Annotated in this window: 13 protein-coding genes, 1 tRNA gene and 1 pseudogene; 10 read left to right on the top strand and 5 right to left on the bottom strand. The window is 62.7% G+C overall.

The genetic code is table 11. From position 1 onward, the window contains the following. Window positions 1-1,066, top strand: a 1,066-nt coding sequence (locus ACLP2E_RS09605) for a DUF2125 domain-containing protein (protein ID WP_442465774.1), incomplete at its 5' end; no start/stop codon positions are given. A 4-nt stretch (window positions 1,067-1,070) separates the two neighbouring features. Here the strand turns inward: ACLP2E_RS09605 and ACLP2E_RS09600 are convergent. Further along, window positions 1,071-1,913 (bottom strand): chorismate mutase, encoded by an 843-nt coding sequence (locus tag ACLP2E_RS09600; RefSeq protein ID WP_442465773.1) that lies wholly within the window; start codon window positions 1,911-1,913, stop codon window positions 1,071-1,073. 182 nt (window positions 1,914-2,095) lie between these two features. Between ACLP2E_RS09600 and metX the strand changes: the two genes are divergently transcribed. The 4 genes from metX to ACLP2E_RS09580 all read left to right on the top strand — a co-directional run bounded on the left by metX (window position 2,096) and on the right by ACLP2E_RS09580 (window position 4,713). Then, entirely contained in the window at window positions 2,096-3,289 is a 1,194-nt protein-coding gene (metX, locus tag ACLP2E_RS09595; protein ID WP_442463619.1) for a homoserine O-acetyltransferase MetX, read from the top strand. 65 nt (window positions 3,290-3,354) lie between these two features. Then, window positions 3,355-3,969, top strand: a complete 615-nt coding sequence (gene metW, locus ACLP2E_RS09590) for a methionine biosynthesis protein MetW (RefSeq protein WP_442463635.1) — start codon at window positions 3,355-3,357, stop codon at window positions 3,967-3,969. A gap of 99 nt (window positions 3,970-4,068) precedes the next feature. Then, window positions 4,069-4,196 (top strand) — tRNA-OTHER (locus tag ACLP2E_RS09585). Between the two features lie 91 nt (window positions 4,197-4,287). Next, window positions 4,288-4,713 (top strand): hypothetical protein, encoded by a 426-nt coding sequence (locus ACLP2E_RS09580; protein ID WP_442463618.1) that lies wholly within the window; start codon window positions 4,288-4,290, stop codon window positions 4,711-4,713. Between the two features lie 18 nt (window positions 4,714-4,731). On the opposite strand, the pseudogene ACLP2E_RS09575 reads toward ACLP2E_RS09580, so the two are convergent. Next, a pseudogene (locus tag ACLP2E_RS09575) lies at window positions 4,732-4,899 on the bottom strand (site-specific integrase); the annotation flags it as partial. 47 nt (window positions 4,900-4,946) lie between these two features. Next, complete coding sequence (locus tag ACLP2E_RS09570; RefSeq protein WP_442463617.1) at window positions 4,947-5,090, bottom strand: histidine kinase; 144 nt, start codon at window positions 5,088-5,090, stop codon at window positions 4,947-4,949. A gap of 72 nt (window positions 5,091-5,162) precedes the next feature. Between ACLP2E_RS09570 and aroB the strand changes: the two genes are divergently transcribed. The 3 genes from aroB to ACLP2E_RS09555 all read left to right on the top strand — a co-directional run bounded on the left by aroB (window position 5,163) and on the right by ACLP2E_RS09555 (window position 10,151). Further along, window positions 5,163-6,926 (top strand): 3-dehydroquinate synthase, encoded by a 1,764-nt coding sequence (aroB, locus tag ACLP2E_RS09565; protein WP_442463616.1) that lies wholly within the window; start codon window positions 5,163-5,165, stop codon window positions 6,924-6,926. Between the two features lie 3 nt (window positions 6,927-6,929). Beyond that, entirely contained in the window at window positions 6,930-8,234 is a 1,305-nt protein-coding gene (locus ACLP2E_RS09560; protein WP_442463615.1) for an HlyC/CorC family transporter, read from the top strand. Window positions 8,235-8,354: 120 nt separating this feature from the next. Continuing rightward, on the top strand, window positions 8,355-10,151 hold the full coding sequence (locus tag ACLP2E_RS09555) for a B12-binding domain-containing radical SAM protein (protein ID WP_442463614.1): 1,797 nt from the start codon (window positions 8,355-8,357) through the stop codon (window positions 10,149-10,151). Between the two features lie 645 nt (window positions 10,152-10,796). Here the strand turns inward: ACLP2E_RS09555 and ACLP2E_RS09550 are convergent. Together ACLP2E_RS09550 and acnA are read right to left on the bottom strand one after the other, a co-directional pair. Further along, a complete protein-coding gene (locus ACLP2E_RS09550) occupies window positions 10,797-11,198 on the bottom strand; it encodes a hypothetical protein (protein WP_442465772.1) in 402 nt (133 codons plus the stop codon). Window positions 11,199-11,633: 435 nt separating this feature from the next. Next, a complete protein-coding gene (gene acnA, locus ACLP2E_RS09545; RefSeq protein ID WP_442465771.1) occupies window positions 11,634-14,360 on the bottom strand; it encodes an aconitate hydratase AcnA in 2,727 nt (908 codons plus the stop codon). Between the two features lie 125 nt (window positions 14,361-14,485). On the opposite strand from acnA, the gene ccmA reads away from it, so the two are divergent. Further along, on the top strand, window positions 14,486-15,130 hold the full coding sequence (gene ccmA / locus ACLP2E_RS09540; protein WP_442463611.1) for a heme ABC exporter ATP-binding protein CcmA: 645 nt from the start codon (window positions 14,486-14,488) through the stop codon (window positions 15,128-15,130). Continuing rightward, complete coding sequence (gene ccmB, locus ACLP2E_RS09535) at window positions 15,127-15,798, top strand: heme exporter protein CcmB (RefSeq protein ID WP_442465775.1); 672 nt, start codon at window positions 15,127-15,129, stop codon at window positions 15,796-15,798. The genes ccmA and ccmB overlap by 4 nt, the downstream gene beginning before the upstream one ends. Window positions 15,799-15,850: the final 52 nt, after the last annotated feature.

Genomic DNA, 15,850 nt, shown 5'->3' with positions numbered 1-15,850 from the left:
CGCGGCCCAAATCCGCTGCGCCAAACCCCTCTTTCGCGCGAGCGCCATGTCCTCCATGCTCACGTCCCGCTTTCTGCGTCGCCTTTTGCTCGGCCTGATCCTCTTGCTTTGCCTGGCCGTCGGCGAGTTCTGGCTCTATGCGGCGAATAATCTCGCGCGCCATATGCACGAAAAGACTTTTGGCGACGCCTCGCTCGCCGACTTCTGCGCTTCCAGCGACATTGGCGGCTTTCCTTTCCGCTTGCGTCTGAAATGCGCCAATTTTGCCGCGCCGTTGCGGACCGGCCAAGGCGAAGTCCTCGCCAGGGCCGAGGAGGCGAGCGGCGCAGCCAGTATTTTTGCTCCCAACCACCTCGTCATGACCCTCTCCAGCCCGCTGACGCTGCAAAAGCCCGACGGGACTGTGCTGGCGAAACTGCGCCATGATGGGCTGACGCTCGACGTCGCCTGGTCGCGCGCCGGTCTGGACAAGGCCGACCTCGATATCGTCGCGCTGGACTGGCGCCCGGAAAGCCCGGATATGGGCATCGCCTTCAACCTGCAAAAACTGACGGCGCAAATCCAGCCTCTGCCGGACGCCGGCGCGCTGCGATTCGCTGTCGCCGGCGACGGCTTGACCTCGCCGGCGCTCCAGGCCCTGGCGCAAAAGAGCGACCTCGGCCGCTTCACCCTCACGGGCCGGATCGCTCCGCCGCCGGGAGCTTCCGCCGACTGGCGCGCCGCTTTGGAGGATTGGCGGCAGAAGTCCGGCGCGGTCACCATTGAAATGCTGGATTGGCAGGCCGGCGACTTGAGCCTTCGCGTCGACGGCGCGCTGGCCCTCGACGAGGCGCATCGCGCCTCCGGCCGGCTGAACGCCGCCGCCAAGGGCGCCGGGCCGTTGCTGGCCCGCATGGGCGTTCCCGCGCTTGCCTCCCATGCGCAGAATCTGATCGGCGCCCTGCTCGGCAAGCCGACAACCAAGCCCGCGGACCCCGATACGATCGCTCTACCTCTGGTTTTAGCCAATGGTCAGGTTTTCCTGGGGCCCCTGCGCCTGCCGGCGAGTCTGGCGCCTTTGTACTGACGAATCACTTCAAGGCAAAACGCTCGGCGTGGCTGCCAATCCAGTTGGCTTCGCCCTGCGGCGGCAAGGCCAGCGCCGCCGCCAGCTTTTCGGCGCTCCAGTCGCCGGGCGTCGACAGCAGCAGGGATGCTCCATCGTCGATCGGCGCGCGCGCCAGGGATTCGCAGCCTGAATCGTGAAAATAACCGTCGCCGGGCGCCGGCGCGCCGCGCCAGTCTACGGAAAAAAGCGCCACGTCCCGCGCCGCAGCTTCGGCGAGCGGATTGGAAATAATGAAAATCGGCGTTCCCGCCGGATGATTCAATCGCTCTACGAAGGGCAGGCGGGCGATGATTTTCGGCGCCGTCCCGGCGGCGAGTTTTCGCCACCATGTTTCGTCCTCGGGCCCCCAGTTGGCGCGCAACATCCCGAGATCGCCGCCGCCATCCTCGCGTCCCGAAGCGGCGACCGCCCTGATGGTCTCGGCCGGACTGGCGTGAACGCTCAAGGGAACGGTGAAGCCGAAATGGAAGCGCGCCGAATCCCGCATGGCGGCGTCGCCGCCCGACATGTCGGCATGGACGGCGTAATTCGACTGGACATAGGTGAAGGTCGAAATGATCACCCGCCAGATGCTCTCGACCGTATCGAGCGGCAGGCGGCCGTGATGGCGCGCCGCAATCACCCGCATCATGTCGGCCTCGCGTCCCGGCCGGAAAGCCGAACCGCCGCCCTGCCGCGCCTTGACCGTGATCAACCGGTCGATGATAGCGCCGCGCTCCATCAGCAAGTTATGCATTTCTCCGTCGATCCGATCGATCTCTTCGCGCAGTTCGGCCAAGGATTCGAGGGCGGAGAATTGACTCATGGGTGCGATCGCTCTTCTTTGCCGCTACGGTGCGGCTCTGGTCCGGAACTTTCCCGGATCTCTTTCTATAGACGCCCGGCGCCCGCAGGAAAACGTCAAATCGGGCCGCATTGCTTGACTTCGCCAAAGCCGTGCTCCTAAATAACAAACGATCCGTTCGGAAAATCGAACAAGTTGCGCTTTTGACCGACACCTCCCCCGATTCCTTTCTCAGTCTCACTGAGGCTGCGCAACCGCATAGCCTGGTGGCCGTTTTCGGCGCGACTCAGCCGCTGGCCATGGCGGCCGGCGTCGCGCTCAGCCCCTTCACTATCGCCTATCAGACCTACGGCGAACTGAACCCCGAAAAATCCAACGCCATACTGCTCTGCCATGCGCTGACTGGCGATCAGCACGTCGCCAATGTTCATCCCTTGACTGGCAAGCCGGGTTGGTGGTCGGCGCTGGTCGGGCCCGGGCGCCCCTTCGACACCGACAAATATTTCATCATCTGCTCGAACGTGCTGGGCGGCTGTATGGGGACGACCGGCCCGTCCTCGCTCGATCCGGCGACCGGCAAAACTTTCGGCCTCGACCTGCCGATGGTCACCATAGCCGACATGGTTCGCGCCCAGGCCATGTTGATCGACCGTCTCGGCATAGACACCTTGTTCTGCGTCGCCGGCGGCTCGATGGGCGGAATGCAGGTGCTGCAATGGGCCGCGGCCTATCCGGAGCGGGTTTTTTCGGCCATGCCGATCGCCACCGCGGCGCGCCACTCCTCGCAGAATATCGCCTTTCACGAAGTCGGACGTCAGGCGATCATGGCCGACCCCGACTGGCGCGGCGGACGCTATATCGAACAGGGCGTGCGGCCGTCGAAGGGCCTCGCGGTGGCGCGAATGGCCGCCCATATCACTTATCTGTCGGAAGAGGCGCTGCAGCGCAAATTCGGACGCAAATTGCAGGACCGCGCCGGGCCGACCTTCTCCTTCGACGCCGATTTTCAGGTCGAAAACTATCTGCGCCACCAGGGATCGACCTTCGTCGACCGTTTCGACGCCAATTCCTACCTCTATGTCACCCGCGCCTGCGATTATTTCGACCTGGCGCAGGATTACGACGGCTCGCTGGCCCATGCATTCCGGGGTTCGAGGACGCGCTTCTGCGTCGTCGGTTTTACCTCCGACTGGCTCTACACCACCGCCGAATCGCGCGCCATCGTCCACGCCCTGAACGCTGGCGGCGCCTCGGTTTCCTTCGTCGAGATCAGCACCGACAAAGGCCACGACGCCTTCCTGCTCGACGAGCCGGATTTCATCGCCACCACGCGGGGGTTTCTCCACGGCGCCGCCAGGGCCCGAGGTCTGGTGGCAAAAGAAAGCGCGAAATTTTGAACGCCGTCCCGACCGACCTGCCGCAAACCACGACGACGCGTATCGACCTTCTGCTGGTCGCCGGCATGGTCGCCGCGGGCTCGCGCGTGCTTGACGTCGGCTGCGGCGACGGCGAATTGCTCCGCCTGCTCTCCGAGCATAAGGGCGTGGACGCGCGCGGCGTTGAAATCTCGCAAAAGGGCGTCAACGATTGCGTCGCCAAAGGCCTGTCGGTCATCCAGGGCGACGCCGATATCGACCTCGCCGATTACCCCGACGACGCCTTCGATTACGTCATTCTTTCGCAGACGCTGCAGGCGACGCGCAATCCGCGCAAGGTGCTAGAGCAGATGATGCGGATCGGCAAGCGCGCCATCGTCTCCTTCCCCAATTTCGGCCACTGGCGCATCCGTTGGCAATTGGGCGTGCGCGGACGCATGCCGCTAACCGAAAACCTGTCCTATCCCTGGTATGAGACGCCGAACATCCACTTCTGCACCATTCGCGATTTCGTCAATCTGGCCGAGCTGATCGACGCGCGCATCGTCAAGGCCATGGCGATGGACCGCAATGGTGTCCAGATTCGCGTCAACGCGCCATGGTGGGCCTGGAATCTGTTCGGCGAACAGGCGGTGTTCCTTCTGGAGCGCGCGAAAAAGCCGGCGATGGGCAGCAAGGCGTTTTCGAGCTCGCAACGCTAAAACTCCGGCTCAATCTTGGTCGTTGAGCGGGTGCAGGTCGCGCACCATGGCTTTCAAGCGCTCGTCGAGCACATGGGTGTAGATTTGTGTGGTCGCGATGTCGGCGTGGCCGAGCAATTCCTGGACAATGCGCAGATCGGCGCCGTTTTGCAGCAAATGGCTGGCGAAGGCGTGACGCAGCACATGCGGGCTGACGCGGGCGGGAGAAATTCCCGCCGCCGCCGCCAGAATTTTCAGGTCGCGGGCAAAAGCCTGGCGAGTCAGATGGCCGCTTTCGCCATCGGAAGGAAATAGCCATTTTTGCGCAGCCGAAGCGGGATGAAGTTCGATCAGCTGACGGCGATAGACGGCGAGCGCTTCGCAGGCCGGGGCGGTCAGGGGCGCCAGCCGCTCGCGGCCGCCCTTGCCCTTGATGACCAGAAAGCCTCCTCCCTGTTCGAGGGTTTTTTCCGCCATTTTGGCCGCCGACAAAGGCAGGGCCACCAATTCCGAAACGCGCAGGCCGGCGGCGTAAAGCACCTCGATCAAGCAGGCGGCGCGGCGCGCCCGCAGTCTTTCGCCGGCGGGACGGGCCGCATCGTCGAGCCCTTCGCGGGCGACGCGCAAAAGCGCGTCGACTTCCGCGACCGACAGGACTTTCGGCAGCCGCCGCCCCTGGCGCGGCCCCTGCAGCAGAATCGCCGGATTGTCAGCGCGCCGTTCCTCGGCGCAGAGAAAACGATGAAACTGCCGGATCGCCGATAGCTTCCTCGCGGTCGACGAGGGCTTGAGCGCGGCCTTCGCCAGGCTCGCAAGATGTTCGCGGATATCCTGCGTCGTCGCGGTCAAGGGGTCGCGGCTAAGTCTGGCCAGCGCGGCGACGTAATTTCCGAGATCGCGGGAATAGGCGTCGAGCGTGTTTTTGGACGCTCCCCTCTCGGCCGCGAGCATGTCGAGAAAATCCGCGACGGCGCGATGCGCTGGAGCGCCGGGGCCGGTCATTTGTTCAGCGTAGCCGGCGCGATCGGCTGGCTGATCTCGCGCGGCGCGGGCTCGACAAAGGCGACAAGCGCCGCCATGCCCACAAATGCGGCGCCGGCGAGCAAAGCGAGCAGGAAAAGGAAACGAAACAGACTGGGCATGGGGCGCTCTGGTTGGATTGTGGCGAAAGCCGGTTTAATTTCGCCCTCGCGTCGTGATAGTACATTGCGAACATGTCGGATCAAGCGATCGTTCAAAGCCCGGAGGCGCCCTCGCCGCCGCCCCGCGATTCACGCGCGCAGGCGATCGTGGATGCTTTGGCCGGGCGTCCCATCGTTCTGGTCGGCATGATGGGCTCAGGCAAGACCGCGATCGGCAAAAGGCTCGCCCAGCGGCTCGCCCTTCCCTTCATCGATTCCGATCATGAAATCGAAAACGCCCATCGCCTGACGGTGAGCGAAATTTTCTCGACCCATGGCGAAGCCTATTTCCGCGATGGCGAGCGGCGGGTGCTGGCGCGGCTGATCGGCGAGGGCCAAAGAATCATCGCCACTGGCGGCGGCGCCTTCATCAACCCCCAGACACGCGGCTTGATCCACCAACACGCCGTCTCGATCTGGCTTCAGGCCGATTTCGAGGTCCTGATGCGGCGGGTCCGCAAAAGGCCGACCCGTCCGCTGCTGCAAAATCCCGATCCGGAACGCGTCATGCGCCGGTTGATCGATGAACGTTATCACATTTACGCGGAAGCCGACCTGACGACGCAGTCGCGCGATGCGCCGCATGAGACCCTCATCGCGGAAATACTTGAAGCGCTCGAAAGCCATCTAGCCAAACAAGGAGAATTCCCCCCCGACATGTCCGCTCCTGCTCTCCCTCCAGCGACGACTCATGTGTGTGTGAAGCTGGGCGCGCGCGCCTATGACATTCTCATCGGCCCCGATCTTGTCGGCCATGCCGGCGAAAAACTGGCGCAATTGGCGCCAGGGGCCGGCGCCTTCATCGTCACCGACGCCAATGTCGGCGGGCTCTGGCTCGCAAAATTGCAGGCCAGTCTCGATGCGGCCGGCGTCAGGCATGGCCATCTTGTGCTGCCCCCCGGCGAGGCGACGAAGGACTACGCCCATTTCCAGGAACTTTGCGAGGCGGCGCTGGAAGCCAGGATGGAGCGCGGCGATTATCTCGTGGCGCTCGGCGGCGGCGTCATCGGCGACCTCACCGGCTTCGCCGCCTCCTGTCTGCGCCGCGGCATGGGTTTCGTGCAAATTCCCACCAGTTTGCTGTCGCAGGTCGATTCTTCGGTGGGCGGCAAGACCGGCATCAATTCGGGCCATGGCAAGAATTTGATCGGCGCCTTCCACCAGCCGTCGCTGGTGCTGGCCGACACCAACACGCTGGCCACCTTGCCGCCGCGCGAATTCGCCGCCGGTTATGCCGAAGTGGTCAAATATGGCCTGATCGACCGGCCCGATTTTTTCGACTGGCTGGAGACCCATTGGCCGGCGGTTTTCCGCCGCGGGCCGGAGCTTGACCACGCCATTGCGGTGAGTTGCGAATCCAAGGCCGCCGTGGTGGCGCGCGACGAAACCGAGCAGGGCGACCGCGCTCTGCTCAACCTCGGCCATACATTCGGCCATGCTTTGGAAAAGCTGGTCGGCTACGACAGCGCCCGGCTGGTCCATGGCGAAGGCGTCGCGATCGGCATGGCCTGCGCCTTCCGTTTTTCCGCCACCCAAGGGCTTTGCCGGCCGGAAGCGGCGGAGCGGGTCGAAACGCACTTGCGCGCCGTGGGCCTGATGACGCGCATTCGCCAGATTCCGGGATGGAGCGCCGGCGCCGACGAAATCGTCGCGGCCATGGCGCAGGACAAGAAGGTGCGGCGCGGCGCGTTGACTTTCATTCTCGCGCGCGCCATCGGCCAAAGCTTTATCGCCAGAAACGTCGAACCGGAGGCTGTGCGCGCCTTTCTCGACGACGAATTGCGCGCGGGGGTCTGAAACATGCACGGCGAGAGCGGCGTCTTGCCGGTCAATATCTGGGTCGCCGCGGCGATCGTCTTTTTTTTCATCGTGATGTCGGCGTTGTTTTCGGGATCCGAAACAGCGCTGACGGCGGCCTCGCGGGCCCGGATGCATGCGCTCGAAAAACATGGCGACGAGCGCGCGAAAACCGTCATCCGATTGCTCGCAGGACGCGACCGCCTGATCGGCGCGATGCTTCTGGGCAATACTCTGTTCAATATCGGCGCGTCGGCGCTTTCGACCACCGTTCTGGTGGCGCTGTTCGGCGACAGCGGCGCGCTTTACGCCACCGCCTTGATGACGGTCCTGCTGCTGGTCTTCGCCGAAGTCCTGCCGAAAACGGTGGCGATCAATTATCCGGACCGGGTGTCGCTGGCGGTCGTGCCGCTGGTGTCCTTCTTCGTCACCCTTTTCGGCCCCATCCTTTACGGCGTCGAGAAGCTGGTGCGCGGCGCGCTGCATGTCTGCGGCGTGCGTCTCGGCGAGGCGCACGGGCTGCTAACGCCGCAGGAGGAGCTGAAAAGCGCCGTAGATCTGATGCATCGGGAAGGCGACGTCGCCCGTTCCGACCGCGACATGTTCGGCGGCTTGCTCGACCTCAAGGAATTGACCGTCTCCGATGTCATGGTCCACCGCACCAAAATGCTGACCCTCGACGCCGACCTGCCAATGCCCGAAATCTTGCGCGAAGTCGTCGCCTCGCCTTACACGCGCGTCCCGCTGTGGCGCGAACACGCGGATAACATCATAGGCGTGCTGCACGCCAAGGATCTGCTTCGCGCCCTCGCCGAGGCGAGCGGCGACGCGAGCAAGGTCAAGCTCGAGACCATCACGCTCGAAGTCTGGTTCGTGCCGGATACGACGACGCTCGAAGACCAGTTGCAGGCCTTTCGCAAGCGGAAAACCCATTTCGCCCTGGTTGTCGATGAATATGGCGACGTGCAGGGCCTGGTGACGCTGGAAGACATATTGGAGGAAATTGTCGGCGACATCCGCGACGAACACGATGTCGCGGTGACCGGCTTGCGCCGCCAGCCGGACGGCTCGGTGATCGTCGAAGGCTCCGTGCCGATCCGCGATCTCAATCGCGTCATGGACTGGGTTCTGCCGGACGAGGAAGCGACCACCATCGCCGGTCTGGTGATCCACGAAGCCCGCGCCATTCCCGACCAGGGCCAGAAATTCGCCTTCCACGGCTTTCGCTTTGAAGTTCTGCGCAAACAGCGCAATCGCATCACCCTTTTGAAGCTGACCCCGGAGCGGGAAGAGGATGGCGAAGGCTGAGGGCTCCCCGCCGGCTCGGATTTCGGTCCGAAGCGTCGAGAAAGTTTTCAAATCAGCTAATTAGGGACAGCGCCTGTCCGTCGTGGTAGGTTGCCCGAACTTTCAGCACCGGAGACGTTCGTGTCGCAAACCGCCCAGATTGAAAAAAAACGTTTCCTGTGCCTGCTCATCAAGCCCTCGCATTATGATGACGACGGCTACGTCATTCGCTGGTGGCGCACCATCATTCCCTCCAATTCCCTGGCCGCGCTTTTTGGGATCGCCGCCGATTGCGCCGAGCGGCAGGTTCTCGGGCCCGACGTCGCCATAGACATCGAAGCTCTCGACGAGACCAACACGCGCATCGATACGGCGGCGCTGATCGAGCGTTTCCGCGTCAATGGCAATCTTGGCGTGGTTTGCCTGGTCGGCGTACAGTCGAACCAGTATCCGCGCGCCCTCGACATCGCCCGGCCGCTGCGCGAAGCCGGGATCGCCGTAGCCATCGGCGGCTTTCATGTGTCGGGATGCCTGTCGATGCTGGACAATGACGCCATCGAACTCGGCGCCTGCCGCGACTTGGGCGTCGCCATGTTCGCGGGCGAAGCCGAGGAAGGCCGTCTCGACCGGGTGTTGCGCGACGCGGTGGCGGGTCAACTTGCGCCCGTCTATAATTTCATGAAAGACCTTCCGGGAATGGAGGGCGCGCCCGTTCCCTTCCTGCCGATCGCCAATCTGGGTCGCGCCTGGGGCAACAGCACCAGTTTCGACGCCGGCCGCGGCTGTCCCTATCAGTGTTCGTTCTGCACCATCATCAATGTGCAGGGCCGCAAGTCGCGCTACCGCACCGCCGATGACGTGGAAAAGCTGGTGCGCCTCAACTGGGCGCAGGGCGTCTCCAAATTCTTCATCACCGACGACAATTTCGCGCGCAACAAGGAATGGGAATCGATCTTCGACCGCCTGATTCTTCTGCGCGAAAGGGATGGAATCCCTATCGGACTGATGATCCAGGTCGACACGCTCTGCCACAAGATCGACGGGTTCGTCGAGAAATCGAAGCGCGCCGGGGTCACCCGCGTGTTCATCGGGCTGGAGAACATCAACCCGGACAATCTCGTCACCGCCAACAAGCGGCAGAACAAGATCACCGAATATCGCAAGATGCTGCTCGCCTGGAAGGCGCAGGGCATCATCACACTGGCTGGATATATTCTGGGCTTTCCGTCGGACACGCCGGAGACGATCCGGCGGGACATCGAGATCATCAAGCGGGAATTGCCGCTCGACGGGCTCGAATTCTTCAATCTGACGCCGCTGCCGGGCTCCGAGGATCATCAGACCCTGTGGCGCAAGGGCGTCCCGATGGATCCGGACCTCAATAATTACGATCTGGAGCACATCTGCACCGCTCATCCCAGAATGAGCAAGGCGGAATGGGAGGCGATCTATCGGGAAGCCTGGTCGCTGTTCTATTCGCCGGAGCATATGAAGACGCTGCTGCGTCGCGCGGCGGCGACCGGCGTGCGGATGAACAGCCTCATCCGGGTTCTCGTGACCTTCGCGACCTCGGTGAGCCTCGAAGGCGTGCATCCGATTCAATACGGCGTGTTCAGGCTCAAGCATCCATCCGAGCGTCGACCGGGGCTGAAGCGCGAGAATCCTTTCGTGTTCTGGCCGCGTTTCGTCGCGGAATCGATTTACAAGATCGGCGCGGCGGTCAGCCTGAACCTGAAGCTGATCCTGGAGGCGCGGGCCATCGAGCGCGACCCCAACGCCAAGGCCTATATGGATCAGGCGCTGACCCCGGTTCGCGACGACGATGACGTGACCTTGGACCTGCTCACGAAGACCACTGGCGCCGGCGCCGCGGTCGCCCATATCAAGAAAGTCGACAAGCTGACCCACCCCGGCGGCGTCAAGGTCGCCGCTGGCTGACGCCACGGTTCGGAAGCCGGTCGCCGCCGTCACGCCCGTGCTTGTCATGGGCGCCCACGCCGCGCCTTAGCCTCGACGAATCCTAGAAGGTATTTCGGCGCCGCCTGCTCGCAGAGGTTGTGGGATGGGTGACAGCGACTCCTTTGGCGAAACGGACTCATAAACAAGAGACTATGGGCAGATTCGGTGTGCTTGGGTGGCTCGATGTTTCTGAAACACGGCTTGGGCGCGGCTTGGCCGCTTCGCGCTTTCTATTTGAAAATAAATGGTTTTCTTGCGACTGTTTTCGCTTGGCGCGAGATTCGGAAGGTTCGACGCGCAATGCAACCCCACGGTTGAAACGGGAAAAGCGTGGCGCCGCAGTCGCAATTATATGCAACCTATGCGCGTTGTTTGGCGATACAAGTGCGCATTTCCAACAGCGGTCGCGTTCGGTTCGAAGGAGCTATCTTATCGGCTCACACGAATAAAAAACTTCCGCACCTCGCCAAACAGAACGCCTTCATCTGTCCCGCCAGGCAGACGCTGACGCCGATCCGCCAAGGCAAATTGCGCGAATTGAAAAAGGTCGAATACGGCAACGCAAAAGCCTGCCCGCCAGTGGAGACGGCTGCATCGCAGGGTAGCATTGGGTGGAGCACGAACTCATTGCGGGGCTAGCTGGACACCGGTCCAGATCAAGGAAAGGATGGCGGCGATAAAGGCTACAAACGTCATGAATGCGGAAATTCGGACGTGCGCCGAGTCGCCTTGGGCAGCCAATCGCTGAGATTCGCTAAGGGGCCATCCATTTGCTTGGCGATCAAGTGATACCAAAATCCTGGTGATCGCCGTAAGGGTCCATAAGGAGCAAACGATCGCCAGCCCCAAGAATACCCAGGCTGCGTAAAGACCAGTAGCCACATGTCGCACGTCATTTTTCCCGAGAACCGTCAGTTTGTCCAGAAATGTGACGGTGAAGGCGATCGCGCTGCTGCATAGCGTGATCACCTGTTTTGCAACCTGTCCGTAGGCTTTCAGCCCCTTGCTCTTGGCCAGCTCGGTCATTGGCAAGAAGGCCAATTCGGATAGAATCGCGACGCATACATGGAAAATGCCAATGTTCTCTCCAAAAGATGGTTCTTATCGTGGCTTGGCATCATGACTGCATGCGCCGCCATGGTGTCAACAAGGAGCGCTCACGGCCGTTCGGGCATGGTCCATTGGTTGATCGAAACCTGAAGCTGCCTCGAAAGCGGACCACGCCAAAGAACGTTGACCAAACTACCTACTCCACCGCTGCGTGAACCGATCGAAGCAACTTTCGACCGCCGTTTTGCGTCATAGCCGGGATGCGGTTGTCGCTGTCGGTGCTGTCGGCGAATCCGGTAAGGCCGATTATGGAATTTAACTGGCGGCCCTGAAATACTCCATGGACTGAGCGCCCCATAAAAAGCCGCCGGAGCGATCCGGCGGCTTTCGCATTCGAATCAGGCAAACCCCTCACGCCACAGCCAACTGCCGCAGCACGTAATGCAGGATGCCGCCGTTCCTGTAATATTCAACCTCGTCCGCCGTCTGGATGCGCGAGTTGAGCGGAACCTTCTTCACCGTGCCGTCGGCATAGGTGATCTCCGCCTCGAGTTTCTGGCGCGGCGCCAGTTCGCCAAGCCCCTTGATCGACACCAGTTCGTCGCCCTTGAGACCAAGTTTCTTCCAGCTCATGCCTTCCTCAAAAGTCAGGGGCAGGATGCCCATGCCGACGAGGTTGGAGCGGTGGATACGTTCAAAACTCTCCGCGATGACCGCGCGGACGCCGAGCAGGTTGGTGCCCTTGGCCGCCCAGTCGCGGGATGAGCCGTTGCCATATTCGATGCCGGCGAACACCACCAGCGGCGTCTTGGCCTTGGCATATTTCATTGCCGCGTCGTAGATCGGCATGACTTCGCCGCCGGGGAAAAATTTGGTGTTGCCGCCTTCCGGAACCGAGCCATCCTCATCAGCGAGCATGAAATTTTTGATGCGGATATTGGCGAAAGTGCCGCGCATCATCACTTCGTGATTGCCGCGGCGGGTGCCGTATTGATTGAAGTCTTCCGGCTTCACCTTGTTGGCGACGAGATATTTGCCGGCGGGGGAGGACGCCTTGATCGAACCGGCCGGGGAAATATGGTCGGTGGTGATCTTGTCGCCGAACAGCGCCAGAACCCGGGCGCCCTCGATATCCGTCACCGCCTTCGGCTCCATGGTGATGCCCTTGAAATAGGGCGGGTTTTGCACATAGGTCGATTTGTTGTCCCAGGCGTAGGTCTGGCTCTGCGGCGCCTTGACCTTGCGCCAGTGGACGTCGCCCTTGAAAACGTCGGCATATTTCGCCTTGAACAGCGACTTGGTGACGTTCTTGCGGATGAATTCCTGGATTTCCTGCGAAGTGGGCCAGATGTCGCGCAGGAAGATAGCCTCGCCCTTCTTGTTATGGCCGAGCGGGTCCGTGGTCAGGTCCTTCTGCACCGATCCAGCGAGGGCATAGGCGACGACCAGCGGCGGCGAGGCGAGGTAATTCGCCTGGGCGTCGGGGGAAACGCGGCCCTCGAAATTGCGGTTGCCGGAGAGGACGGCGGCGGCAATGATGCCGTTGGCGTTGATCGACTTGGAGATTTTCTCCGGCAGCGGGCCAGAATTGCCGATACAGGTGGTGCAGCCGAAGCCGACCAGGTTGAAGCCGAGCTTGTCGAGCGATTTCTGCAGCCCGGCCTTGGAGAGATATTCGGCGACGACCTGCGAACCGGGCGCCAGCGAAGTCTTGACCCAGGGCGCGACCTTGAGGCCGGCGGCCACCGCATTGCGCGCCAGCAGCCCCGCGCCCATCAGCACGCTCGGGTTGGAGGTATTGGTGCAGGAGGTGATGGCGGCGATCACCACGTCGCCCTGGCCAAGGTCGAATTGCTCGCCCTCGACCTTGTAGCGTTCGGCGATCTCAGCGATTTTCTTGTATTCGGTCTCCATGGCGGCCGAGAAACCGGCGGCGACGGATTCGAGAGCAATGCGGCCTTCCGGACGCTTCGGCCCGGCGAGCGACGGCACGACCGTGTTGAGTTCGAGTTCGATCGTGTCGGTGAAGACGGGCTCGGCGGCGGCGCGGGTGCGGAACAGGCCCTGCGCGCGGGCGTATTTCTCGACCAAAGCGACGCGGGCCGGCCTGCGGCCGGTATTGGCGAGGAAGGCGATGGTTTCGCCATCGATGGGGAAGAAGCCGCAGGTCGCGCCATATTCCGGACCCATGTTGGCGATGGTGGCGCGGTCGGCGAGCGCCAAGGCGTCGAGCCCGGGGCCGAAGAATTCGACGAATTTGCCGACCACGCCCTTTTTGCGCAACATCTGCGTCACCGTGAGCACCAGGTCGGTGGCGGTGACGCCTTCCTTGAGCTTGCCGATCAGCTTGAAGCCGACGACTTCCGGCAGCAGCATGGACTGGGGCTGGCCGAGCATGGCCGCCTCCGCCTCGATGCCGCCGACGCCCCAGCCAAGCACCGAGACGCCATTGACCATTGTGGTGTGCGAATCCGTGCCGACGACGGTGTCGGGATAGGCGACTTCGACATTCACCGCCTTGCCGCGCGCCGGCTGGAATTTTTCCTTTTTCGTCCACACGGTCTGGGCGAGATATTCGAGATTGACCTGATGGCAGATGCCGGTGCCGGGCGGCACGACGGAGAAATTATCCAGCGCGTCCTGGCCCCATTTCAAAAAGGTGTAGCGCTCGCCGTTGCGCGCGTATTCGAGATCGACATTGGTTTTCAGCGCGCTTTTGGTCCCGAAGGCGTCGACGATCACCGAATGGTCGATGACGAGATCGACGGGAACCAGAGGATTGATCTTTTCCGGATCGCCGCCGAGCGCCGTGATGCCGTCGCGCATCGCGGCGAGATCGACCACTGCCGGAACGCCGGTGAAGTCCTGCATCAGCACGCGCGCCGGGCGAAAGGCGATTTCCCTCTCGACCTTGCCCTTGTTGTCGAGCCATTCGGCGACGCCTAAAATGTCTTCCTTGGTGACGGTGCGGCCGTCCTCGTTGCGCAGCAGGTTTTCCAGCAGCACTTTCATCGAATAGGGCAATTGCGAAATGCCCTTCAGGCCATTCTTCTCGGCCGCCTTCAGCGAGAAATAATGATAGGTCCTGGCGCCGACCTTGAGGGTCTTGCGGCATTTGAAGCTGTCGAGTGAGGCCATCGCTGGAAATCCCGAAAAAGTCGGCGAGAAAGGAGAATGACGAATATAGATAATTCCGCGAACGCAGGATACACAAACAAAAGTTTCGACCGCCGGCGCGACGAGCCGATGCAACAGGATTTCGTTTGCCACACCAGCTTGAACGGCTCCACCTCTCCGCGCGGTCGATTCTGATCGAGCGCGGCGGTCGCGCCATCGTCAAGGATATTTCGTTCGAACTGGCCTCGGGCGAAGCGCTTCTGGTGCTCGGACGCAATGGCGCCGGCAAGTCGACCTTGCTTCGCGCGCTCGCGGGATTTCTGCCGCTGCGCGGCGGCAAAGTGGTGTTCACCGGCGGCGACGCCGCGCCCCTGTCCGAACAGGCGCATTACGTCGGCCATGCCGACGGGCTGAAGTCCGCGCTGACGGCGCTGGAAAACCTCGGATTCTGGGCGTCCATGCTGGGCGTGAACGGAAAATTTTCTCCGCAGCAGGCGCTGGAAAAAGTCGGTCTCGGGAGGATCGGCGATTTCCCGGTTGGCTATCTTTCCGCCGGCCAGAAACGCCGCGTCGCACTGGCGCGACTTTTCGTCGCCGCGCGTCCGGTGTGGATTCTCGACGAACCGGCCACCGCGCTCGACGTCGGCTCACAGGAGCGGTTCGCGCAGGCGATGGCTGAGCATCGCGGCGCCGGCGGCATGATCCTCGCCGCCACGCACGCGCCGCTGGGGCTGATCGACGCAAAGGAGTTGCGTATGGATGCCGCCCCTTCCACCGCCGGAGCCGCCTGATGTCGCCGCTTGTGGCGCTGTTCCTGCGCGAAGTGCGCATCGCCCGCTCCATCGGCGGCGGCGGCGCCATGGGCGTGGTGTTCTTCCTGATCCTCGTCAGCCTGACGCCTTTCGCCATGGGGCCGGACCTGAATCTTTTGTCGCGGGTCGGTCCGGCGATTCTGTGGATCGCCGCGCTGCTCGCGACCTTGCTCGGCCTCGACCGCTTGTTTCAGGCCGACGCCGACGATGGTTCGCTCGACCTTTTCATGATGACCTCGACGCCGCTGGAGCTGGTGGTTCTGGTCAAATGCGCCGCCCATTGGACGCTCACGGCGCTGCCGCTCGTCGCCGCGGCGCCCCTGCTTGGCCTGATGCTCGGCCTGGAGCCGCAGGCGCAGGCCGGCGTCGCCGCATCGCTGCTGGCGGGAACCCCTGCCCTGACCTTGCTCGGCGCCATTGGCGCGGCGCTGACCGCGGGCCTGCGGCGCGGCGGCCTTTTGATGGCGGTGCTGATCCTGCCGCTGACGACGCCGGTGCTGATTTTCGGCGTTTCGACGGCGGCGGCGGCGAGCGGCGGCACAGTGCCCTTCCACACGCCCTTGCTGATTCTTTGCGCCCTGTCGCTGGCTGCAATCGCAGGGGCGCCTTTCGCCGCCGCCGCCGCGCTGCGGGCGAGAGAGGCCTGAACCGAACAACAAAGCCGCGCCTGTCGACGCTGCCGCAGAGCTCATTCCGGAT

Source organism: Rhodoblastus sp. (assembly GCF_052145335.1).
GTDB lineage: Bacteria > Pseudomonadota > Alphaproteobacteria > Rhizobiales > Beijerinckiaceae > Rhodoblastus.
This window is presented reverse-complemented; position numbering and strand designations above follow the sequence as displayed.